Source organism: Streptomyces sp. NPDC045678, from assembly GCF_056432085.1.
Window position 1 is genome coordinate 324,634 of record NZ_JBWKJS010000005.1, and the last position, 22,489, is coordinate 347,122.

16 protein-coding genes are annotated in these 22,489 nt (G+C 72.4%); 4 read left to right on the plus strand and 12 right to left on the minus strand.

The annotated features are described in order from the left end of the window. Positions 1-67: 67 nt before the first annotated feature. A complete protein-coding gene (locus tag AC07DO_RS19570) occupies positions 68-1,555 on the minus strand; it encodes an MFS transporter (RefSeq protein WP_479061127.1) in 1,488 nt (495 codons plus the stop codon). 139 nt (positions 1,556-1,694) lie between these two features. Between AC07DO_RS19570 and AC07DO_RS19575 the strand changes: the two genes are divergently transcribed. After that, positions 1,695-2,132: a MarR family winged helix-turn-helix transcriptional regulator gene (locus AC07DO_RS19575; RefSeq protein ID WP_479061129.1), complete on the plus strand. Its 438-nt coding sequence runs from the start codon at positions 1,695-1,697 to the stop codon at positions 2,130-2,132. A gap of 10 nt (positions 2,133-2,142) precedes the next feature. Here AC07DO_RS19575 and AC07DO_RS19580 read toward each other — a convergent pair whose 3' ends face one another. From AC07DO_RS19580 to AC07DO_RS19590, 3 genes are all read right to left on the minus strand, one after another. Further along, on the minus strand, positions 2,143-3,261 hold the full coding sequence (locus AC07DO_RS19580; protein ID WP_479061131.1) for an ADP-ribosylglycohydrolase family protein: 1,119 nt from the start codon (positions 3,259-3,261) through the stop codon (positions 2,143-2,145). Positions 3,262-3,404: 143 nt separating this feature from the next. Further along, the gene (locus AC07DO_RS19585) at positions 3,405-3,854 is read right to left on the minus strand and encodes a hypothetical protein (RefSeq protein ID WP_479061133.1); all 450 of its coding nucleotides are present in this window, start codon (positions 3,852-3,854) and stop codon (positions 3,405-3,407) included. 222 nt (positions 3,855-4,076) lie between these two features. Beyond that, positions 4,077-6,482, minus strand: coding sequence for a tetratricopeptide repeat protein (locus AC07DO_RS19590; RefSeq protein ID WP_479061134.1), 2,406 nt, complete (start codon positions 6,480-6,482; stop codon positions 4,077-4,079). 190 nt (positions 6,483-6,672) lie between these two features. Here AC07DO_RS19590 and AC07DO_RS19595 point away from each other — a divergent pair, with 190 nt between their 5' ends. Next, positions 6,673-8,082: an FG-GAP-like repeat-containing protein gene (locus AC07DO_RS19595; RefSeq protein ID WP_479061136.1), complete on the plus strand. Its 1,410-nt coding sequence runs from the start codon at positions 6,673-6,675 to the stop codon at positions 8,080-8,082. A gap of 93 nt (positions 8,083-8,175) precedes the next feature. On the opposite strand, the gene AC07DO_RS19600 is transcribed toward AC07DO_RS19595, so the two are convergent. Together AC07DO_RS19600 and AC07DO_RS19605 are read right to left on the minus strand one after the other, a co-directional pair. Further along, positions 8,176-10,770, minus strand: coding sequence for a bifunctional FO biosynthesis protein CofGH (locus AC07DO_RS19600; RefSeq protein WP_479061138.1), 2,595 nt, complete (start codon positions 10,768-10,770; stop codon positions 8,176-8,178). A 112-nt stretch (positions 10,771-10,882) separates the two neighbouring features. Then, positions 10,883-11,746 carry a TIGR03619 family F420-dependent LLM class oxidoreductase gene (locus tag AC07DO_RS19605; protein ID WP_479061140.1) on the minus strand — a complete coding sequence of 288 codons (864 nt, stop codon included), beginning with the start codon at positions 11,744-11,746 and terminating at the stop codon, positions 10,883-10,885. Between the two features lie 103 nt (positions 11,747-11,849). Here AC07DO_RS19605 and AC07DO_RS19610 point away from each other — a divergent pair, with 103 nt between their 5' ends. Both AC07DO_RS19610 and AC07DO_RS19615 read left to right on the plus strand, forming a co-directional pair. Then, entirely contained in the window at positions 11,850-12,302 is a 453-nt protein-coding gene (locus AC07DO_RS19610) for an ankyrin repeat domain-containing protein (protein WP_479061142.1), read from the plus strand. 134 nt (positions 12,303-12,436) lie between these two features. Beyond that, positions 12,437-13,978, plus strand: coding sequence for a CehA/McbA family metallohydrolase (locus tag AC07DO_RS19615; RefSeq protein ID WP_479061143.1), 1,542 nt, complete (start codon positions 12,437-12,439; stop codon positions 13,976-13,978). 78 nt (positions 13,979-14,056) lie between these two features. Here the strand turns inward: AC07DO_RS19615 and AC07DO_RS19620 are convergent, their stop codons facing one another. The 6 genes from AC07DO_RS19620 to AC07DO_RS19645 form a co-directional block, all read right to left on the minus strand. After that, on the minus strand, positions 14,057-15,535 hold the full coding sequence (locus AC07DO_RS19620; RefSeq protein ID WP_479061145.1) for an aldehyde dehydrogenase family protein: 1,479 nt from the start codon (positions 15,533-15,535) through the stop codon (positions 14,057-14,059). Further along, positions 15,532-17,271: an N-acyl-D-amino-acid deacylase family protein gene (locus AC07DO_RS19625; RefSeq protein WP_479061147.1), complete on the minus strand. Its 1,740-nt coding sequence runs from the start codon at positions 17,269-17,271 to the stop codon at positions 15,532-15,534. Before AC07DO_RS19625 ends, AC07DO_RS19620 begins: the two co-directional genes overlap by 4 nt. A 411-nt stretch (positions 17,272-17,682) precedes the next feature. Beyond that, positions 17,683-18,813, minus strand: coding sequence for an LLM class flavin-dependent oxidoreductase (locus AC07DO_RS19630; RefSeq protein WP_479061149.1), 1,131 nt, complete (start codon positions 18,811-18,813; stop codon positions 17,683-17,685). Positions 18,814-18,965: 152 nt separating this feature from the next. Next, complete coding sequence (locus AC07DO_RS19635) at positions 18,966-19,751, minus strand: SDR family NAD(P)-dependent oxidoreductase (protein WP_479061151.1); 786 nt, start codon at positions 19,749-19,751, stop codon at positions 18,966-18,968. 14 nt (positions 19,752-19,765) lie between these two features. Further along, positions 19,766-20,671, minus strand: a complete 906-nt coding sequence (locus AC07DO_RS19640; protein WP_479061153.1) for a TIGR03619 family F420-dependent LLM class oxidoreductase — start codon at positions 20,669-20,671, stop codon at positions 19,766-19,768. A 565-nt stretch (positions 20,672-21,236) separates the two neighbouring features. Then, entirely contained in the window at positions 21,237-22,466 is a 1,230-nt protein-coding gene (locus tag AC07DO_RS19645) for an amidohydrolase family protein (RefSeq protein WP_479061610.1), read from the minus strand. Positions 22,467-22,489 lie beyond the last annotated feature (23 nt).

Here is a 22,489-nt window from a genome sequence, read left to right on the forward strand (position 1 = left end):
GGGTGTGGGGGGTACCCCTTCAGGGGCGCGGGGGCTGCGCCCCTACGGGGCTCGGACGCCGCGCCCGTTACGGGGCTCCCACCCGCTCCGGGACGGGCGGGGTCACCGAGGGCTGGTGCGTGCGCGGGGCGTGCCGGGCCGTGAGGCCTACCAGGGCCACGGCGACGACGAGGACGAACGCGCCGCCCGCGATGGCGAAGCTCAGGGTGAACTGGCTCTCCTGCGGCAGCGCCGGCATGCCCGCCGGCAACGGAATCGTCTTCGACGCGAGCAGCGAGGTGATCATCGCGCTCGCGACGGCGCTGCCCACCGAGCGGGAGATCGAGTTGATGCCGTTGGCGATGCCCGTCTGGTGGGCGGGGACGCTGGCGACGATGAGCGCGGGCATCGACGCGTATCCGAAGCTGATGGCGAGGCCGATGACCATGCCCGCGCCGATGACCGAGGCGCTGGTGTCGTGCGCCAGGGTCAGCCAGGCGAAACCGACCACGCCGAAGGCGGCACCGGCCGCGAGCGTGACGCGTGCGCCGATCCGGCGGACCAGGATGCCGCCGAACTGGGCGCCGAGGAGCGAGACGACCGTGGTGGGCAGCAGGTAGACGACGGAGGCGCCGAGCACCGAGGCGCCGAAGCCGTACCCGGCGACGTCCTCGGGCATCTGCACGAGGTACGAGACGCCGATGAACTGGGCGAACATCGCGAAACCGAGCAGCAGTCCGGCCAGGTTGGTGAAGAGGACCGGGCGGTGGGCGAACATCTTCATGTCCACCATCGGCTCCTTGACCCGCAGTTCGGTCAGGACCCACACGCCCGCCATGACGACGGCGCCCGCGAAGGAGCCGAGGGTGCGGCCCGAGGTCCAGCCCCACTCGTGGCCCTGCGAGATCGGCAGGAGCAGCAGGACGAGGAGCAGCGCGAGCGTGCCGGCGCCGAGCCAGTCGGTGCGGCCGCCGGTCTTGGAGCGCGAGGCGGGGACGACGAGGATCACGCCGACGAGGGCGACCACGGCGAGCACGACCGCGAGCCAGAACACCCGGTGGTAGTCGGGGTCGGAGCCCTGGGTGAGCAGGCCCGCGCCCACCAGGGCGAGGCCGCTGCCGAACGCGAGGGTGCCGCTGACCAGCGCCATGGCGCCGTGGAGCTTGGCGGGCCTGATCTCCTCGCGGAGCACGGAGAGCGCGAGCGGGAAGATCGCGGTGGCCGCGCCCTGCATGATCCGGCCGACGATCAGCCAGGTCAGTGAGGTCGTGGTGGCGGCGAGCACGGAGCCCGCGATCATCACGAGCAGCACGCCGACGAGGGTGGGCTTCTTGCCGTGCTGGTCGCCGAAGCGGCCGAGCAGCGGGGTGAAGACGGCGGCCGAGAGCAGGGTGGCGGTGGTCACCCAGCTGACGCCCGCGGTGGTGGCGTCCAGCTCGTTCTGGATGATCGACAGGATCGGCACGACCAGGGTCTGCATCATCGAGACGACCATGGCGGCGAGCCCGAGCACCAGGACGACGGCGGTCTGTCCGGTGGGTTTCGGCGGGGCCGCGTGCGGCTGTGCGTGGGACACGGTGGTTTCTTCTCCAGCTGCTCAACTGTGTGAGGCCCCGATACTTGAAGACCTCGATACTTGAGTACTTCAAGTAACTTGATAGAAGGTAAGCCTCAATATTTGAGATCGTCAAGTTTTATGGCGTAAGGTGGCTCACATGTCTGGAACACCGAGCGGCGACAAGGCCGGGCTCATGGAGCTTCTCGCGGTGTCGCTCCGTGCCTACTACGCGGACTTCACGGAGGCCGCGGCGGCCGAGAACCTCACCGCGAGCCAGGGCAAGACGCTGAGCGTGCTGCGCCAGGGGCCCGCCGCGATGCGGGTCCTCGCCCGGACGCTGTCCTGCGACGCCTCCAACATCACCGGGATCATCGACCGCCTGGAGAAGCGCGGCCTGGTCCACCGGGAGCCGAGCCCCACCGACCGCCGCGTCAAGAACGTCGTGCTCACCCCCGAGGGCGAGCGGGCCGTCGACGCGATCCGCGCCAACATGCACGCCACGATGGCCGGCCTGGACGCGTTGGACGACGCCGAGCGCGCCACCCTCCACGACCTCCTGAGCCGCACGTTCGCGGTGGCGTCCCCCACGGCATAGGCGCCGCCGGTCACGCCCGCGGGTAGCGGGCCAGCCATCCCGGCGACGAGAGCGCGGGGCCGTGCAGCGCGGGCCCCTGCGTCATCTCCATGGCGAAGTCGTCCGCCAGCTCCAGGATCGTGGGGCGCCCCTCCAGCCCGGTCACCCACCCCGGCGGCAGCACGGTCTCCCCGTGCAGCGCGCCGAGCAGCGCCCCGCACAGCGCGCCGCAGGCCGCCGACGCCCCGCCGTGGTTCACGGCGAGCCGCAGCCCGTGCCGGATGTCCTCGCAGACGAGGGCGCAGTACACGGCCCCGGCCAGGACCCCCTCCGCCGTACCGTCGCCGATGAGCTCCTCCACGCGCGTCGGCGTGGGCATGCCCTGCCGCACGGCCCCCAGCGCGTGCCGGAGCGCGTCCGTGACGGTCTTGTGCCCCGGTCGCGTCGCGAGCAGGGCCAGGCACCGCTGGATCGCGCCGTCCAGGGACTCCCCGCGGGCCAGGCCGTGCACGATGACCGTGTGGGCGGCCGCCGCGAGGTGGGCGGTGGGGTGGCCGTGCGTCTGGACGGCGCACTCGACGGCGAGCTGCAGGACGAGCTGCGGCTCCCAGCCGACGAGGAGACCGAACGGCGCGGACCTGACGGCGGCCTCGGCGCCGCGCTCGTCCGGGTTCTTGGGGGCGTCGAGGGTGCCCATGACATCGTCACCGAGCCCCGTCAGGCAGGCGCGGGACGGACTCCGCCGCGAGTACAGCCACTCCTCGCGGGCCAGCCAGCCGTCCTCCTTGCGCCGCTCGTCCGGGCCCCAGTCGCTCTGCGTCGCGGCCCAGCGGCGGTAGGCGCGGTGCAGGTCGGTCGGCGGGTGCCAGGCGCCGGTGTCGCGGCGCACCTGGGCGCGTATGAGTCCGTCGACGGTGAAGAGGGTGAGCTGGGTGCCCGCGGTGACGGCGCCGCGGCGGCCGTGGGCCGGGGCGGGCTCGGTCAGGCCCTCCGCTCCGTGGGCCTCGCGGATCGCGTCGAGCGAGAGCCCGTCGAGGGGAGCGCCCAGCGCGTCGCCCACGGCGGCCCCGAGGAGCGTGCCGCGCACCCGGCTCCGGAAGTCCTGCTGCTCGGCGCGGCCCCAGACACCGGTGGCTGCTGCGGTACCCACGCGGGCCTCCCTCCGTGCGGTGACGTGCCTCGACGCGCCTCGACCGGTTGCGACTTCGCAGCACTGTAATCGACCGGGAACGATCGGTTCAGGCCCGAAGTGGAATGTGAAGAGTGGCCCCTGAGGTCGCATTTGAACGACGTTCACGGGAGCTTCGCAGTCGCTACGGAGGCTGCTGGGGCAGTTGTTACGGAATGGCCGATTCCGGGGTTTCCGGTGGTTCCGGTGGTTCCGGTGGTTCCGGTGCAACGGTCCCGGAAGGCGTCCCGGGCCGCGGTGAGACGGGCGAGGCGCGGGGCGAGGCGCGTACGGTCCACGCTCGGGGCCCTCAGGAGCGCGGTCATGAACACCACCATCTCGGCGAGGTCGTCCCACTCCAGATCCACGAGGGCCGGTCCGGGAAGACGGTCGAGGCGGGCGTCCGCGGCGGCCCGGTCGCCCAGCGCGGCCGCGCCGAGCGCCAGTCCGTAGTCGCTCCAGACCGGGAACTCCTCCGACGCCCGCGTTGCCGTGGACGTGGACGTGGAAGAGGAAGCGGTGGCGCGGGTCCGCGGGCGCCACGTCGAAGTTCTCCCTGAACGCCGCCAGTTCACCGCGGCGGCCGATGAACCCGGCCCGCCCCCCTGCGGCGAATCAGCTCCTGCGTCGACGGCTCTTCCGCGTCGGCCGACGCCATGGCCACTCGTCCCGTCCCGGTGAGGCTCTCGGAGCCCGCGTCATCGCCCCGGTCGGATCAGTGGCCGCCGTCCGGTGCGTGCGGCGGCGAGCGCGCGTGCCAGGAGGCGGCCACTCGGCCGGGGTGATGACACCGGCTCTCAGACCACGTCCGCCCCCGTCATCCGCTGCCGCTGCTCCCGCGCCCACCCGTACTCCCGGTCGATCCGCAGCGCCTCGTCCAGGGATGCCACGGCCTCCTCCACGCGCCCCAGGGCCTCCAGCGACAGGGCCCTGCTGCCCCACGCCCAGGTGTGGCCGGGGTCCATGGTCAGTGCCGTGTCGTACGCGGCGACCGCTTCCTCGTGGCGGCACGCGTAGCGCAGGATGTCGCCGCGGTCGCTGTGCGCACCCGGCGCGTCCGGGGCCAGTCCGTGGGCGCGGTCGAGATCGGCGAGGGCGCCCGGCAGGTCGCCGAGCGCCTGCCGGACGCGTGCCCTGCGAAGGAGCGCCCACGGGTAGTCGGGCCACAGGTCGATCGCGCGGTCCAGGTCGTCCAGGGCCTCGCGGGTGCGGCCGAGCACGAACTTGGCCTGGCCGCGGCTGCCCAGCGTCAGCGGTTCCCGCGGATCGATGGCGTGCGCGCGGTCGAGCCAGGGCAGCGCCTCGTCGGGGCGGCCCATGCGCCGGTACGTCTCGCCGCGCTGCCGGGCCACCCACTCCGCGCCGGGCGCCGCCTCCTCGGCGGCGGCCAGGTGGCGCAGCGCCGCGTCGAAGTCGCCGAGGGCCCGGTGGGTGACGGCGAGGCCGTGGTGGCCCCACGGGTCGCCGGGGTCGATGGCGAGGGCACGCCGGTGGTCGTCGAGGGCCTCGCGCAGCCGGCCGAGGTGGAAGAGCCGCAGGCCGTGTTCGTTGTGGGCGGCCACCCGGCCCGCGTCGTCGAACCCGGCCCGGGCGAGGAGCAGTTCGAGGACCCGCAGGGCGCCGAGCGTCTCGTCGGCGAGTGCCTCGCGGAGGTCGTCGGACCAGACCCGCAGATGGTCCGCGCCCGTGTCCTCGGCGGCGTCGGTCACCGCCCGCGCCCACTCGCGGGCCACCACCGTGTCGAAGCGGCAGGCCTCGACGCCCTCGCGCAGCACGCCGGGGAGCGCGGCACGCGGGCCCGCGCACAGGGAGTGGTACAGCTCGTCGACGCGCGGGCCACGCCACTCCGCGCGCATCCAGGGGCGGCCCGGCGCGCCCCGCAGCTCCTCGTCCAGCGCCTCGCGCCGCCGCGCGTACAGCTCGGCGAGGCGGGTGTGGCCCGCGCTCCACAGGGCGGGCGCGGTGTTGCGGCGCAGGCGCAGCATCGGGGCGCGCACGACGTCGTGGTAGCGGGCGGTGCCCCTGCGGTCCGGCCGGACGAACGGCATGGTGCGCAGCCACGCGTACAGCTCCGCGGGGCCGTCGCCCGTGCCGTCGCCGCCATGGTCCACGGCGGCCCGCACGACCTCCTCGTCGAGGCGTCTGGGCAGTGCGCAGTCCAGGGCGGCCGCGCGCCTGGCCGGGTCCTGCTCGCCCTTCAGGAACCTCTCGACGGCGGTGGCGCTCGGGTCGCCGACGTCGTCCGGTGCCGAGGGGCCCGTCTCGGCGAGGGTGGAGACGAGGACGGGCAGCCGGCCCGAGAGCCGCAGGACCTCCGCGACCACCGGCTCCTCGGTGACGCCCTTGGCCGCGAGCAGGCCGCGCGCCTCGCTCTCGGTGAAGGGGCGCAGCGGCAGTTCGGCGGCGAAGTCCGCGGCGCCCTCCCAGCGGTCGGGGTCGAGGGGCCGCTGCCCCGCGGTCACCACGACGGTGTTGGCCGGGATCTCTCCGTACCGGTCGGTCGTCATCACGTCGTGCAGCCAGCGGTCCAGGAACGGCGCGGTCCGTTCGTACGCGTCGAGGAGCAGGACGAGCCAGGGCGCGGTGTCGGCGGCCGCGGTCAGCTCGTCCAGGAGCACGGGTGTCAGCGCGCGCTCGGGTTCCAGGGCGAGGCGGGCGTCCTCGGGGGTGCGGAAGCGGGCCCGGAGCCGTTCGGCGCGCAGGGCGACCCGGTCCGTGTCGACGACTCCGGCGAGGGCGCCGACGACCGGCACCATGCCGAGCCCGACGACGCCCGCGCGGGCCAGCGCCACGCTGCCCGCCGACGGCACGTCGGGTTCCGGTGCGCGGGCCGCGGCGGCGACGGCCTCGTGGATGCGCCGGCGGTGCGCGGCGAGGGCGCCGTCCAGCGCCTTCATGGCGCGGCCCTGCTGCGCGTACTGCGCCGCGATCTCACCGAGCGCTTCGGGGAGGTCCGGTACGGCGTCGTCGACGTAGGCGACAAGTGCGCCGCGTTCCGTGGCGAGTTGTCCCATCTCGCGCACGAGTGAGGTCTTGCCGACCCCGGCCGGGCCGTGGACGTGGAAGAGGAAGCGGTGCCGGTCGTCCTCGGGTGGAAGCTCGAAGTTCGCCCTGAAGACGCGCAGTTCGTCGCGGCGTCCCACGAAGGCCGCGCGGCGTCTGCGCCGGATGAGCTCCTGCATCGACACTTTCGGCCGTGCCATCGGTCCCTCCCCGTCCCGTGGGCCTCCAGTCTGGCGTACCGAATGAGACATCACGAGGCCGATATCCGGTGAACGGGAACCGAGTTCGGACATAAGTGCGTGTGCACCACAGAAGTCTCTGCGGTGTACAACCTTCCCCGCGGAACGATCGTCTCCCTACATGACCACACAAATTCCCACAGGAGGAACAGTGCGCCGCAGTCTCATCACCGCCGTCGCAGTCGCCTCGCTCGCGGCACCGATCGCCCTGGCCACCGCGGGTTCGGCGGCGGCCGCACCCACCCCGCCGAAGGCCCCGGTCACCGACTTCAACCACGACGGGTACGCCGACCTCGCCATATCGGCCCCCGGCAGCTACGACAACGACGCCCCCGGCAGCGTCTCCGTCGTGTACGGCTCGGCGAACGGCCCCGACAAGGCCCACGCCGTCACCATCAGCCGCGACACGGCGGGCGTACCCGGCTCCGCCGCGGACGGCGGGCACTTCGGCAACACGACGGCCGCCTCCGACCTCGACGGCGACGGCTACACCGACCTCGTCGTCAACGGCGGCAAGAAGGCCGTCGTCCTGTGGGGCTCCGCCCAGGGCCTCAGCGGCCAGGGCAGCGTCGAGCTGGACTCGAACGGCGCGCGCGTCACCGCGGGCGACTTCAACGGCGACGGCAAGCGGGACCTGGTCACGGCCGAGTACCCGGAGCCCGAGGACCCGATGGACAACGACGACGCGGGCATGACCATCGCGTACGGCCCGTTCCAGCGGGACGGCAAGGCCGCGAGCACCCAGCAGGTCGTGACCAGCCAGACCTTCGGCCCCGGTGACTTCGTCGCGGGTGACGTGACCGGCGACGGCATCGACGACATCGTCACCAGCCACGGCTTCGAGGAGATGGCTCACAAGAGCCAGCTGTGGAAGGGCGGCAAGGACGGGGTGGCCACCACCTCGCAGAAGCTCGCGCCCTCCGTCGGCGGCGCCGTCGCGGACGTCGACGGCGACGGCTACGGCGACTTCGTCACCCGCGACATCGGCACCAGCTTCGAGGACATGCCGTACCAGAAGGGCACCGTCCTCGTCCGCTACGGCTCCGCGTCCGGCCTCTCGGACCGCTCCGCGAAGATCACCCAGGACAGCGCGGGCGTCCCCGGCGCCGGTGAGGAGGGCGACGAGTTCGGCTCCGTCATCAGCGCGGGCGACGTGAACGGCGACGGCTTCGCCGACATCGCGGTCGGCGTCCCGGGCGAGGACATCGAGACCACCGCCGACTCCGGCAGCGTCGTCATCCTCAAGGGCGCCCGCACCGGCCTGTCCGGCACCGGCGCGCAGGCCTTCGACCAGTCGAAGCCGGGCATCCCCGGCGCCTCCGAGAAGGGCGACAAGTTCGGCGGCACCGTCCTGCTCTCGGACACCAACAAGGACGGCAAGGCCGACCTGACGGTGGGCGCCCCGTCCGAGGACGGCACGCACGCCGACACCGGTGCGGTCTGGCACCTGCGCGGCTCCGCGAGCGGCCTCACCACCACCGGCATCGACTCGTTCGGCCCGGCCGCGGTCGGCTCCCCGGACAAGGCGGGCGTGAACTTCGGCGCGTTCCTGGCGCGCTGACGCACAGACGTACTGACGTACTGACGCGCTCCTGAGACATCGGCACCCGGCGGCGGCCGGGTGCCGATGTCGTTCCCGCGCGGTTCCTCCGTCTCAGTCCGCCAGCGGCAGCAGCTCCGGCAGGTGCCCGTCCGAGGCCGCGGCCGCACGCTGCCGCTCCTCGGGCACCTCGCCGTACAGCGTCGTGCGCGGCTTCGCGGGACGGCCCGCGGCCTCCGCGATGGCGACGAGGTCCTCGACGGACCGGTACGAGCCGTAACTCGACCCCGCCATACGGGAGATGGTCTCCTCCATGAGCGTCCCGCCCAGGTCGTTCGCGCCGGACCTGAGCATCTCCGCGGCGCCCTCCTGGCCCAGCTTCACCCAGCTCGTCTGGATGTTGGGGATGTGCGGGTGGAGCAGCACACGCGCCATCGCGGTGACCGCGCGGTTGTCGCGGGTGGTCGGGCCCGGCCTGGCGATGCCGGCCAGGTAGACGGGCGCGTTGGTGTGGATGAACGGCAGCGTCACGAACTCCGTGAACCCGCCGGTCTCCCGCTGGATGGCGGCCAGCGTGCGGAAGTGGCCGAGCCAGTGCCTGGGCTGGTCCACATGCCCGTACATCATCGTCGAACTCGACCGGATACCGAGCTCGTGCGCGGTCTTGACGACCTCGATCCAGGTGGCCGTCGGCAGCTTGCCCTTGGTGAGGATCCACCGCACCTCGTCGTCGAGGATCTCGGCGGCCGTGCCGGGGATGGAGCCGAGCCCCGCCTCCTTGGCGGCGGTGAGCCACTCGCGGATCGAGAGGCCGGTCCGCGTCGCTCCGTTGACGACCTCCATCGGCGAGAACGCGTGCACGTGCATGCCCGGCACGCGCTCCTTCACCGCCCGCGCGATGTCGAAGTAGGCGCTGCCCGGCAGGTCGGGATGGATGCCGCCCTGCATGCACACCTCGACGGCGCCGACGTCCCAGGCCTGCGCGGCCCGGTCGGCGACCTGGTCCAGGGAGAGGGTGTAGGCGTCCGCGTCGGTCCTGCGCTGCGCGAAGGCGCAGAAACGGCAGCCGGTGTAGCAGACGTTGGTGAAGTTGATGTTGCGCGTGACGATGTATGTGACGTCGTCGCCGTTGACCGTCTTGCGGATGTCGTCCGCGACCGCGCAGAGCGCGTCGAGTGCGGGCCCGTCGGCGTGCAGCAGCGCGAGCGCCTCGTCGTCGGTGAGCTTCGTCGGGTCGTCGGCGGCCTGCTTGAGGGCCGCGCGCACGTCGCCGTCGATGCGGGACGGCACCATGCCGGGCGCGGCTTGCTCGCGCAGCGCCTCCCAGTCGCCGTACACCTCGTCGAAGTCGTCGCGCCGGTCGCCGGTGCGGCCGGTCGTGTCGATGGTGCGGTGCAGGTCGGTGCGGCCGGAGGAGGCCACGTACCCCTCGTCGGGCTCCTGCCAGGGGCGGCCCTCGACCACCGCGTCCGGCAGGGCGAGGCCGGTCTCCGGGTCGGCGAGGGCCCGCAGGTGCGGCAGGAGCCGGGGGTCGAGCCACGGCTCGCCGCGCCGCACGAACTCCGGATAGACGCAGAGGCGTTCGGCGAGCCGGAACCCGGCGGCCGCCGACCGCTCGGCCAGCTCCTCGACCTGCGGCCACGGCTTCTCGGGGTTGACGTGGTCGATCGTGACCGGCGAGACGCCGCCCCAGTCGTCGATGCCCGCCCCGATGAGCCGCTCGTACTCGCCCGCGATGAGGTTGGGCGGCGCCTGGATGTTCCCCGAGGGGCCCATGATGTGCCGGGCGACGGCGATCGTGGCGACCAGGTCGTCGATCTCCGCGTCGGGCATGCCGCGCATCGCCGTGTCCGGCTTGGCGCGGAAGTTCTGGATGATCAGCTCCTGGACGCCGTGGTACGAACGCGCCACGCGGCGCAGCGCGAACAGCGAGTCGGCCCGCTCCTCGTACGTCTCGCCGATCCCGATGAGCAGCCCGCTGGTGAACGGCACCGACGAGCGGCCCGCGTCCTCCAGGACCCGCAGCCGGACGGCGGGCTCCTTGTCGGGCGAGCCGTAGTGCGGCATGCCCGGCTCGCTCCACAGCCGCTCCGACGTCGTCTCCAGCATCATGCCCATGCTGGGCGCGACGGGCTTCAGCCGCTGGAAGTCCGTCCACGTCATGACGCCCGGGTTGAGGTGCGGGAGGAGTCCCGTCTCCTCCAGGATGCGGATCGAGATGGCGCGGACGTACGCGATGGTGTCGTCGTACCCCTCCGCCTCCAGCCACTCGCGGGCCTCGGGCCAGCGGTCCTCGGGCTTGTCACCGAGGGTGATGAGGGCTTCCTTGCAGCCCATCGCCGCGCCGCGCCGCGCGATGTCCAGGACCTCGTCCGGGGACATGAACATGCCGTGGCCGTCCCGGCGCAGCTTGCCGGGCACGGTCGCGAAGGTGCAGTAGTGGCACTTGTCCCGGCAGAGCCGGGTGAGCGGGATGAACACGCTCTTCGAGTACGTGATGACGCCCGGCCGGCCCGCCGCGTCGAGGCCCGCGTCGCGCACGCGGGCCGCGGACGCGGTGAGGTCGTCGAGATCCTCGCCGCGCGCCTGCAGCAGGACCGCGGCCTCGCCCACGTCGAGCGCGACGCCGTCCCTGGCCCTCCTGAGCGCGCGGCGCATGGCGTTCGCGGTGGGTCGTCCGGCCTCTGGGGGCTGCGCGCTGTTGGTCATGTCTCCGAGCATACGAGCGAGAACACCTGCCTCTTACAGATACTTCCGTCGGGGCTTCCCCCCGGGTTTCGTTTTCCATCCGGGTCCCCACCTGGACAAAGGGGCACGCCCGTCACCGCGTGACGTACTGCCCGAGCCCGTCGAGCGCCGCGCACACCTCCGCCTCCCCGGCGGGCGGCAGCTGCACGATCACCTCGTCCACGCCAAGATCCCCGTAGCACGCCAGTTTGCCCGGCTCCGGTGCGACGGCCGTCACCGCCACATACAGGTCCTGTGCCCCGCGCCCGGCGTCCGCCCACGCCGTCCTGAGCACGGGCAGCGCCTCGCGCAGACCGCTGCCCCCGACGGGCATCCAGCCGTCCGCGTACTCCGCGACGTGCGCGAAGAGACCCGGCCCCGCCGCACCGCCGATGAGCGTGCGCGGCCCGAACAGCGGCCCTTTGGCGAGCCGTTCGCGGGGCGCCCGCGCCGGTTTCGGATGGACCTCGCTCGTCCGTACGCCGCCGAACTCCCCCTCGTACGCCATCGGCCGGTCCGCCCACAGCGCCCGCATGACCGCCATCCGCTCCCGCACGACCGCCCGGCGCCGCGGCCACGGCACGCCGTGGTCCTCGGCCTCCTCACGGTTCCAGCCGAAGCCGATGCCTAGGGTAACGCGGCCGCCGGAGAGGTGGTCGAGGGTCGCTATCTGCTTCGCGAGGTCGATGGGGTCGTGCTGGGCGACGAGGGCGATGTTGGTGCCGAGGGTGAGGCGTTCGGTGACGGCGGCGGCCTGGGCGAGGGCGACGAACGGGCTGAGCATGCGGGCGCACTCGGGCGGCAGGTCGCCGCCCGGGTACGGGGTTTCGCGGGGCACCGGGATGTGGGTGTGCTCGGGGAGGTAGAGGCCGGCGAAGCCGCGCCGCTCCAGTTCCTGGGCCAGGCGTACCGGAGTGATCGTCCCGTCGGTCATGTAGAGCGTCGCGGAGATGCGCACGATTCCTCCGAGCGTGTCCGGGAGTGTCGGTCGGTCCGGGGCCCTCTTCCTATCCCCGCAAACCCGGTTGGTCCATGCCCGCGCGCTCATTAACCTGGCGCCGGTGAACAGACGGAAGCAGAAGAAGCTCACCCACCGCCTGGTATGGGCCGCGGCGGTCGGCGACACGCACACCGTCCGCGCCGTGCTCAGGACCGGGATCGACCCCGAACTGCCGGAGGCCGACGGCACGACGGCGCTGTACGCCGCATCGGTGCACGGCGCCGCCTCCACGGTCCGGGCGCTGCTGCGGGCGGGCGCCCTGCCCGACACCGAGAGCGACGGCATCACGGAGGGCACCCCCCTGTGCGCGGCCGCCGCCTGGGGCCACGTCGACACGGTGCGCGAACTCCTCGCCCACGGCGCCGACCCGAACCTGCGCGAGGACCACGGCACGGGCGCCACACCGCTGCGGTGGGCGCGCACCGGGGCGTCGGGCCCGCACCCGGAGACGGAGGCGGCGCTGGTCGCGGCGGGGGCGGTCGAGGACTCGGCACGGGCCCCCCGGACCGGCTGACCGGGCCCACCCACCCCGGCAACCGGGCGTAAAACTGCCAACCGCCTTCCCTTGCCGCACAGTTCACGGCTCAATACCAGGGTTGCACGCACCACCCACGTCACCGTCGACACGACACCCTGGGGAGCCGCAGCATGTGCGAGGACGTACACCACCCGATCGGCCCGAACCGGCGCGGACTGTTCGTGACGGGCGCCGCCGCCGCCATTACGTTGGGCACCGTGAGCTTCGCCAGCGGCGCCGAGCGGCGCGCCCCCGCGCGGGACAGGAAGCCGGGGAGCACGGAGACGAGAACGGTGCGCGGGACGCTGCCCACCGGGTCCCCCGACTTCGTGTACCTGCCCGTAGAAGTCCCCGACGGGGTACGCGAGTTCCGCGCCGCCTACACCTACGAGAAGCCGACCGTGCCGCCCGGCACCCAGGGCAACGCACTCGACATCGGCGTCTTCGACGAGCGCGGCACGGAGCTCGGCGGCAGGGGCTTCCGCGGCTGGTCCGGCGGCGCCCGCACCGAGTTCTTCATCCGCGCCGACGAGGCGACCCCCGGCTACATCCCGGGCCGCGTCCGCGAGGGCACCTGGTACATCGCCCTCGGCCCGTACACGGTCGCCCCCGACGGCCTCCCCTACGAGGTGACGATCACCCTCACCTACGGGGCGCCCGGCAGGACCCCGAAGCCGGCCTACCCGCCCGAGCGCGCCAAGGGCCGCGGCCGCGCCTGGTACCGCGGCGACTGCCACCTGCACTCCGTCCACTCCGACGGCAGGCGCACCCCCGCCGAGATCGCCGCACTGGCCCGCGAGGCGGGCCTCGACTTCATCAACAGCTCGGAGCACAACACGCACTCCGCGCACCCCCACTGGGCCGAGCTCGCGGGCGACGATCTCCTGATCATGCTCGGCGAGGAGGTGACGACCCGCAACGGTCACGTCGTCGCCCTCGGCGTGGACCCCGGCACGTTCATCGACTGGCGCTACCGCGCACGCGACAACCGCTTCGGGAAGTACGCGCGGAAGGTCAGGGACGCGGGCGGCCTCGTCGTCCCCGCCCACCCGCACGCCACCTGCGTCGGCTGCAACTGGAAGTTCGGCTTCGGCGACGCGGACGTCATCGAGGCGTGGAACGGCGCGTACACGCCGGACGACGAGATCGCCCTCGCCGACTGGGACAGCCAGCTCGTCGCCTCCGTGCGCGGCGGCCGCCCGTGGATCCCGGCCATGGGCAACAGCGACGCGCACCGCGACCCCGACCGCATCGGCGGCCCGCAGACCGTCGTCCTCGCCGACGACCTGACCCGCGAGGCCATCCAGGACGGCATCCGCCGCGGCCGCTCCTACATCGCCGAGTCCAAAGCCGTGGAGCTCGCCTTCTCGGCGGCGGGCGGCAGGGGCAGGCACGCGGGCATCGGCGGCCGCCTCGACGTCGACCGCGACGACCCCGTCACGGTCCGCCTCGACGTCAAGGGCGCCCCGGGCTGCACGGTCCGCTTCGTCACCGACCAGGGCGTCCTGCACACCAGCCCCGCGCTGCCGGATTCGGGCACGGGGACGGTGGAGTGGCGCACGACGGCGTCGTACGCCGCCTACGTGCGGGCGGAGGTGCGCCACGCGCCCGTGACACCCGGCCTGCCGGGCCCGCTGACGGCGTTCACGAACCCGGTCTTCCTGGGCCGGTAACGGTCTCCCGATCCCCCGCACCCCGGCCGGGGTGCGGGAAGGTCCCCTTCTTTGTCCCCTTCTTTGTCCCCGTCTTCCTCACCCCGGCCACACGAGGGACTGCAGTTCGCTGTACGCGTGCAGGGCATACGAGCCGACGTCCCGCCCCACCCCGCTCTTCTTGAAGCCCCCGAACGGCGCCTCCATGTTCCGCGCGACCGTGTTGACGCCGACGCCGCCCGCCCGCAGCCGGCGGGCCACCCGGAAGGCGCGGGCGACGTCGCCCGACCACACGTAGTCGATGAGGCCGTAGTCGCTGTCGCAGGCGAGGGAGATCGCCGTCTCCTCGGCGTCCTCGGGTCCTTCCGCGTCGAAGGGGACCACGACGACGACCGGCCCGAAGATCTCCTCGCGGACCACCCGCATGCCGGGCGTGCAGTCGGCGAGGAGGGTCGGCGCGACGTAGAAGCCCCTGTCCGACCCCGGCCGCTCACCGCCCGCGACGACCCGCGCGCCTTCCTTCCGCCCGTCCTCGACGTACGCCTCGATGCGGTCGCGGTGGGCGGCGGAGATCACGGGCCCGACGACGGTGCCGGGAGCGACCGGATCGCCGACTTTCAAGTGCCCGATATAGGCGATGAGTCTACGGAGAAGCTCCTCATACACACCCCGCTGGACGATGACACGGGTCGGCGCCGTGCAGATCTGCCCGCTGTAGAAGGAGAACGTCGTCCCGATGCCCGCCACCGCGGCGTCCAGGTCGGCGTCGTCGAGGACGATCGCCGCGCCCTTACCGCCCAGCTCCATCAGCTGCCGCTTCATGTCACGGCCGCACACCTCGCCGATGCGCTGCCCGACGGCCGTGGAACCGGTGAAGCTCACCATGTCGACGTCGGGAGAGGCGACGGCCGCCTCGCCCACCCCGGAGTCCGTGCCGGAGACCACGTTCACGACACCCGGCGGAACACCCGCCTCCGCCAGGGCGGCCGCCATCCCGTACACCGACAGCGGGTCCTGCGGCGCGGGCTTCACGACGACGGTGTTGCCCATGGCGAGGGCGGGCGCGACCTTGCCCGCCGGGTTGGCCCAGGGGTTGTTGTACGAGGTGATGCAGGTGACGACGCCCACCGGCCTGCGCACCGCCAACGCTCCCACGACGCCCGCTCTCCCCATGGGCCCCGCCTCGTGGATCTGCGGCGGCAGCGCGGCCTCGACCGGCTCCAGCGCACCCTTCGCGTACCGCTCGAAGCGCGCCACGGCCACCGCCACCTGCATGCCGCGCGCCGTCGCTGTCGTGGCGCCGCTCTCCGCCTGCGCGAGCTCGGCGTGCGCCGCGAAGTCGCGCCGCAGGACGGCGGCGGCACGGGACAGAATCCCGGCGCGCTCCTCCGGCGTCGTGCGCGACCAGCCCTCCAACGCCTCACGGGCAGCCGAGGCCGCCGCGCGGACCTGCCCGCCGCTCGCCTCGGGCGCGAGCCCGACGACGTCCTCGGTGGCCGGATTGACGACTTCGTAGTGACCGAGCTCGGGCTCGACCCACTCACCCCCGATGAACAACCGCCGGACGTCACCGCTCACTTGGTGCTCACCGTCCTGGTGTCGCGCCCCGACCGCAGGATCTTCCCGGGCACGGCACCGGTCACCACGTCCTCACGAATGGCCTCGGCGCCATTGACCCAGACCGCGTCGATCCCGATCGCCTTGGAGTCGAGCCGCGGGCTGTCGCCGGGCAGGTCGTGGACGAGGGTGGCCTTGCCCGCGTCGATGCGCTCGGGATCGAAGAGGACCAGGTCGGCGTGGTACCCCTCCGCGATCCGCCCCCGCTCGCGCAGCCCGAACAGCCGGGCAGGATCGTCGGTCAGCATCTTCACGGCCTGCTCGAGGCCGACGAGCTTCCGCCCGCGCAGACAGTCCCCGATGAAACGGGTCGTGTACGGGGCTCCGCACATGCGGTCCAGATGCGCGCCGGCGTCCGAGCCGCCCAGCATGACGTCCTCGTGCTGCCAGGTCTCGGCGCGCAGCGCCCAGGAGTCCGGGTCGTTGTCGGTGGGCATGGGCCACAGCACGGTGCGCATGGCGTCGTTCGCGCAGATCTCGACGATGCAGTGGAAGGGCTCCTGCCCGCGCTCGGCGGCGATGTCACCGACGACGCGCCCGGTGAGCCCCTCGTTGGCGGCGGAGTACGTGTCGCCGATGACGTACCGGTCGAACCGCGCGAGCCGCCGGAACACCCCGGCCTCCTTGCTCGCGGCCCGCAGCAGCATCTCCTCCCGCACGGCGGGGTCGCGCAGCTTCGCGATCCGCTCGGGCGCGGGAAGGCCGAGGACGTCGCCCCAGCCGGGGATGAGGTTGAGCGCGCAGAACGTGCCGAGGGACATGTTCATGGGCGTGAGGATCGGCATGGTGAGCGCGACGATGCGGCCGCCCGCCTTGCGGGCGCGCTCACTGGGCACGAGCTGACGGGGCACGCGCTCGGGCACGGCTGCGTCGACGGTGAGCACGTTCCAGTTCAGCGGCCGCCCGGCAGCGGCGCTCATCTCCACGAACAACTCGACCTCGTCGTCGCTGAACTGATCGAGGCACCCGGCGACGATGGCCTCGATCTGCGTCCCCTCGTGCTCGCCGACGGCGCGGCTCAGCGCGAGCAGCTCCGCGGGCTTCGCGTGCCGCGAGGCGACGGGCTGCCCGTCGCCGTCCGAGTGCGTGGACGACTGGGTGGTGGAGAGCCCCCAGGCACCGGCGTCCATCGCTTCGTGCAGGAGCCGCACCATGGCGTCCAACTGCTCATTGGACGGCTGCCCGCCGACGGCGTCCTCGCCCATGACGTACCGCCGCAGCGCGCAGTGCCCCACCATGAACCCGGCGTTCACGGCGACGCGCCCCTCCAGGGCGTCGAGATACTCCCCGAACGAACTCCACGACCAGGGCGCACCCTGCTCCAGGGCCACGAGCGACATCCCCTCGACCTTGGACATCATCCGCCGCGTGTAGTCGGCGTCGCCGGGCCGCTCGGGATGGAGCGGAGCGAGCGTGAACCCACAGTTTCCGCCCGCGACGGTGGTCACACCGTGGTTGAGGGAGGGCGTCGCGTACGGGTCCCAGAACAGCTGGGCGTCGTAGTGCGTGTGCGGATCGACGAACCCCGGCGCGAGGACGCGCCCCTGCGCGTCCTCACTGGTCCGTGCCTCCTCGGTGACGGTGCCCGGCGCGGCGACGACGGCGATGCGCCCGCCCCGTATCCCGACGTCGGCAACGCGCCCGGGCACACCGGTCCCGTCGACGACGGTCGCGCCCTTGATGAGGTGGTCGAGCATGACGGGACGTCCCCTTTCGAGGGTTCGGTGGCGTTCGGTCAGTGCCCCGGGGGGCGATTTCAGCCCGTCCGGGGTGGGCGTTCTCAGCCCGTCCGGGGGCGATTTCAGCCCGCCCGGGGAAGGCGTTCTCAGCCCGTCCGGGGGGCGTTCTCAGCCCGCCCGGGGAAGGCGTTCTCAGCCCGTCCGGGGGCGATTTCAGCCCGTCCGGGGGGCAATTTCAGCCCGTCCGGCGTTTGAGGACGAGCCCGAAGGGCGATTTCAGCCCGTCCGGCGCTTGAGGACGAGCCCGGAGGGCGATCGACGGGGGCCCGGGGGCGCGCCCCCGTGACAGCAACCCCGTGACACCGCCCCCCGTCCGGCAGGACCCCGGCTTCCCGTCCGGGAGAGGGAAGCCGGGGTGACTCAGAGGGACTACGCTCCGCCGGCCGCCTGCCGGAACCGCGTGGTCCGGTGCACGGGATCCGTGTCGATCTTCGGAATCACATGCTCACCGATCAGCCTGATCGTGTTCTTCGTGTCCTCGGGCGAGATCCCGATCGGCAGCCCGAAGCTGAGCTGGTCCGCCCCGGCCTGCTCCCACCGCTTGCACTGCGTGAGCACCTCGTCCGGGTCGCCGCAGATCATCAGCTCCTCGGCGATGAGCAGCTCGATGAGCTCCTCGGTGTACTCGGGGAGCAGCTCGGGCCACTCGGGAATGCCCTCGGGCCGGGGGAACGTGTCGTGGTAGCGGAAGAGCAGCGACTGAAGGTAGTTGAGGCCGCCGCCGACCGCGATCTCGACCGCCTTCTTGTGCGTCTCCGCGCAGATCGCCGTCGACGTCACCATGACGTTGTCGTTGACGAAGTCCCCGATCGGCTGCGCCTCCTCGACCGCCGTCTTGTACGACTCGACGACCCACTCCATGTCGGAGACCTTCTGCACGCTGAAGCCGAGGACCCCGAGCCCCTTCTTCCCCGCCATGGCGTACGAGGAGGGGGAACCGGCGGCGTACCACATGGCCGGGTGCGACGCCCCGTACGGCTTCGGCAGGATCTTCCGGGGCGGCAGCGACCAGTGCTTGCCCTGGAACCCCACGTACTCGTCCTGCAGCCACATCTTGGGGAACTCGGCGATGGTCTCTTCCCAGATCTCCTTGGTGTGGTTCATGTCCGTGATGCCCGGCATGAACCCGAGGATCTCGTGCGAACCGGCACCGCGGCCCGTGCCGAACTCGAACCGCCCCCGGGAGAGATGGTCCAGCATCGTCACCTTCTCCGCCACCTTCACGGGGTGGTTGACGGGCGCGAGCGGGTTGAAGATGCCCGAGCCGAGGTGGATGCGGTCGGTGGCGTGGGCGAGGTATCCGAGGTAGACGTCGTTGGCGGAGAGGTGTGAGTACTCCTCCAGGAAGTGGTGCTCGGACGCCCAGGCGTACTTGAACCCGGACTTGTCCGCCTCGATGACGTACTCGGTCTCCTCGATGAGCGCCTTGTGCTCCGCTTCGGGGTCGACCTTGGCCCGCTGGGCGGGCACGTATCCCTGTACAAAGAGACCGAATTCCAAGGGAGGTTCACCGTCCTCGTGAGGTCTGACGGTTTCTGACGCCCCGTCAGATTGCGATGGGGTCGACTGTTCCACCGCCCCGCCGGAGCGTCAATAGCTGACGCAGCGTCAGCGGAGGCTCGGGGGCGGGGGCGGGGGCGGGGGCGACGGGATCACACGACGCTGACACCCGCCAGCCATCCCCCGTCGATGACGAACGGCTGCCCCGTGATGTACGCCGAGTCGTCCCCGGTCAGGAACAGCGCCAGCGCGGCCACCTCCTGCGGCTGCCCGATCCGCCCGAGCGGCACGAGCTTCTCGTACAGCCCCGCGACCGCCTCCCTCGCCGCCTCGGGGTCGGCGCCCGGGTCGAGCTGCGCGGGGTTGGTCATGGGGGTGTCAACCGCGCCCGGGCACACGGCGTTCACCCGGATGTTGCGGCCCGCGAGCTCCAGGGCGGCGACGCGGGTGAGGCCGAGGACGGCGTGCTTGGTCGCCGCGTACGCGCCCACGTACGCCATGCCCGTGAGGGCCGTGTAGGAAGCGGTGTTCACGATCGTGCCGCCGCCGGCCGCGCCTATCTCGGGCGCGACGGTGCGGATGCCGAGGAAGCAGCCGATCTGGTTGACGCGGATGATCTGCTCGAACTCCTCCAGCGGGGTGCTGAGCAGTTCGTTGAAGCGGAGGATCCCGGCGTTGTTGACGAGCCCGTCGACCTTCCCGAAAGCGTCCTTGGCGGCGGCCGTCGCGGCGCGCCAGTCCTCCTCGACCCCGACGTCGAGATGGACGTACGCCGCGGACTCCTCCCCCAGCTCCTTCGCGAGGGACTCCCCCTGCTCGTCCAGTACGTCGGCGACGACGACGCGGGCCCCCTCCTCCACGAAGAGGCGCGCCTCCTGCTCGCCCTGTCCGCGCGCGGCGCCGGTCACGATGACGACGCGGCCGTCCAGCTTGCCCATGGGGAACTCCTAGGTCAATTGAGGTGCGGAGCTACGTCGGCGGCGAAGGTCGCCATCTGGTCGGTGAGTTCGGTACGGCTCCGGCTGCGGAAGCGGACCTGGATCTGGTCGACGCCCATCGCGGCGTACGCGCGCAGGGACTCCGCGAGGGCGTCCGGCTTCCCCGTGAGTGTGCGGCGACCGACGGGCCGGCCGGGTTCCCCGACATACAGCGGCTCGGTGATCGCGCCCACGGTGACGGGCTCCGCGACCCCCGCTTCCTCGCGCAGGCGCTTGAGCCTCGCGATCTGCGCGGGCAGCTTGTCGCGCGGGTCGCCCTGGGGGAGCCACCCGTCGGCGCGTGTCGCCGCGCGGCGTACGGCAGCGGGGGACGACCCGCCCACCCAGAGGGGTACGCGGGCCTGGACGGGGCGCGGCGACTGCCCAAGGTCCTTGAAGGCGAAGGTGTCCCCTCGGTACTCGGGATACTCCTCCGGGCCCAGAGCCGCCTTCAGCGCGTCGATCGCCTCGTCGAGGATCGGCCCGCGCCGCGCGAAGTCGACGCCGAGCGCCTCGAACTCCTCCTGCACGTGCCCTGCCCCGACCCCGAGGATCAGCCTTCCTCCGCTGAGGCGGTCGAGGGTGGCGTACTGCTTGGCGGAGAGGAGGGGGTGCCGGAGGCCGACGATGGCGACGTGGCTCATCAGGCGGACGTTCGTGGTGACGGCGGCGAGGTGGGCGAGGGTGGCGACGGGGTCGTACCAGACGGTGCTCATGGTGTCGGCGAGGCGGCGGGGGATGGCGACGTGGTCGCAGGTCGCGATGTAGGCGAAGCCGGTGCGGTCGGCGGTGCGGGCGATCTCGACCAGGTCGTCGGGGCCGGCGTCCCTCTCCCACTCCTCCGCGTACATGGAGCTCTGCGACTGCACGGGCAACTGCATCCCATAGACCATCGACCCACCACGCACGACCCACCCACTCTCTAGCTGAAGCCACGTCACTTTTTGCTTACCACTTGCCACTTACGCCCACATGGTCGTAGCTGACGCCCCGTCAGACAAGGCTCTCGTCAAGGCGCCTTGGGTGTGTCTGTGGGGGCGGGGCCGCGGGGGTATGTGCGTACTCGCCATCCCTGCGCCGCGTGGAATGTGCCCGGCCGTCGTGGTGGGCTCGGTGCTCCGTGCGCACATACCCCCACGTCCCCTCGGGCGCGCGAGCGGCTGCGGGCGAGTGGGGGGGGCGCCGCCCCTACCTGCGCGGGGCGGTGCGGGGCAAACGGGCGGGCGGGTGGGGAACATCCGCCGCGAAGCGGCGGGGTTGGGGCCCCTACCCGCGCAGGACGGTGCGGGGTGAACGGGTGGGTGGGTGGGAGTGATCCGCCGCGGAGCGGCGGGGTTGGGGGTTCTGCCCGCGCAGGGTGGTGCGGGGTGAACGGGTGGGTGGGAGAGGTCCGCCGCGGAGCGGAGGGGGTGGTGTTCCGGCGCCGACGGGGCGGCGCCGGGTCACTTACGCGCCGGCCCAGAGCCCCGCCTCCGTCAACCCCAGAAGGGCAACCGCGTTGCCGCGGACGATGCGGTCGACGACGTCCGGCGACAGGTGGGACATCTGGGACTCCCCGACCTCGCGGGACTTGGGCCAGGTCGAGTCGGAGTGCGGGTAGTCCGTCTCGTACAGGACGTTCCCGACCCCGATGGAGTCGAGGTTCCGCAGCCCGAACGCGTCGTCGAAGAAGCAGCCGAAGACGTGCTCCGTGAAGAGTTCGGAGGGGGGACGCGTGACCTTGTCCGCGACCCCGCCCCAGCCCCGGTTCTCCTCCCACACCACGTCCGCCCGCTCCAGGATGTAGGGGATCCAGCCGATCTGGCCCTCCGCGTACATGACCTTCAGGTTCGGGAAGCGTTCGAACTTGCCGCTCATCAGCCAGTCCACCATCGAGAAGCAGCAGTTGGCGAAGGTGATCGTGGAGCCGACGGCGGGCGGCGCGTCCGCCGAGGTCGACGGCATCTTGCTGGAGGAGCCGATGTGCATGGCGACGACCGTGCCGGTCTCGTCGCAGGCGCGCAGGAAGGGGTCCCACGCGTCGGTGTGGATGGACGGAAGCCCGAGGTGGGGCGGGATCTCGGAGAAGGCGACCGCCCGCACCCCGCGCGCCGCGTTGCGGCGCACCTCCGCGGCGGCGAGCTCGGCGTCCCAGAGCGGGATGAGGGTGAGCGGTATGAGGCGGCCGGCCGCCTCGGGGCCGCACCACTCCTCCACCATCCAGTCGTTGTACGCGCGGACCGAGAGGAGCGCGAGCTCCCGGTCCTTGGCCTCCGTGAACGTCTGCCCGCAGAACCGCGGGAACGTGGGGAAGCAGAGCGCGGACTGGACGTGGTTGACGTCCATGTCGGCGAGCCGGTCCGGCACGCTGAACGACCCCGGCCGCATCTGCTCGTACGTGATGACCTCGAGTTTGATCTCGTCCCTGGCGTAGCCGACCGCCGTGTCGAGACGCGTGAGGGGGCGGTGCAGGTCCTCGTAGATCCACCAGTCCCCGATGGGGCCTTCCTCGCCCTGCTCCCCCATGACCGGGGCGAACTTGCCGCCCAGGAAGGACATCTCGCGGAGGGGGGCGCGGACGATCCGGGGGCCGCGGCCCTGGTACTTCGACGGGAGCCGGTCCCGCCAGACGTGCGGGGGTTCGACCGTGTGGTCGTCCACCGAGATGATCTTCGGGAAGGTCTCCGGGCTCTCCATGGTCTCCATACGGCCACGGTAGC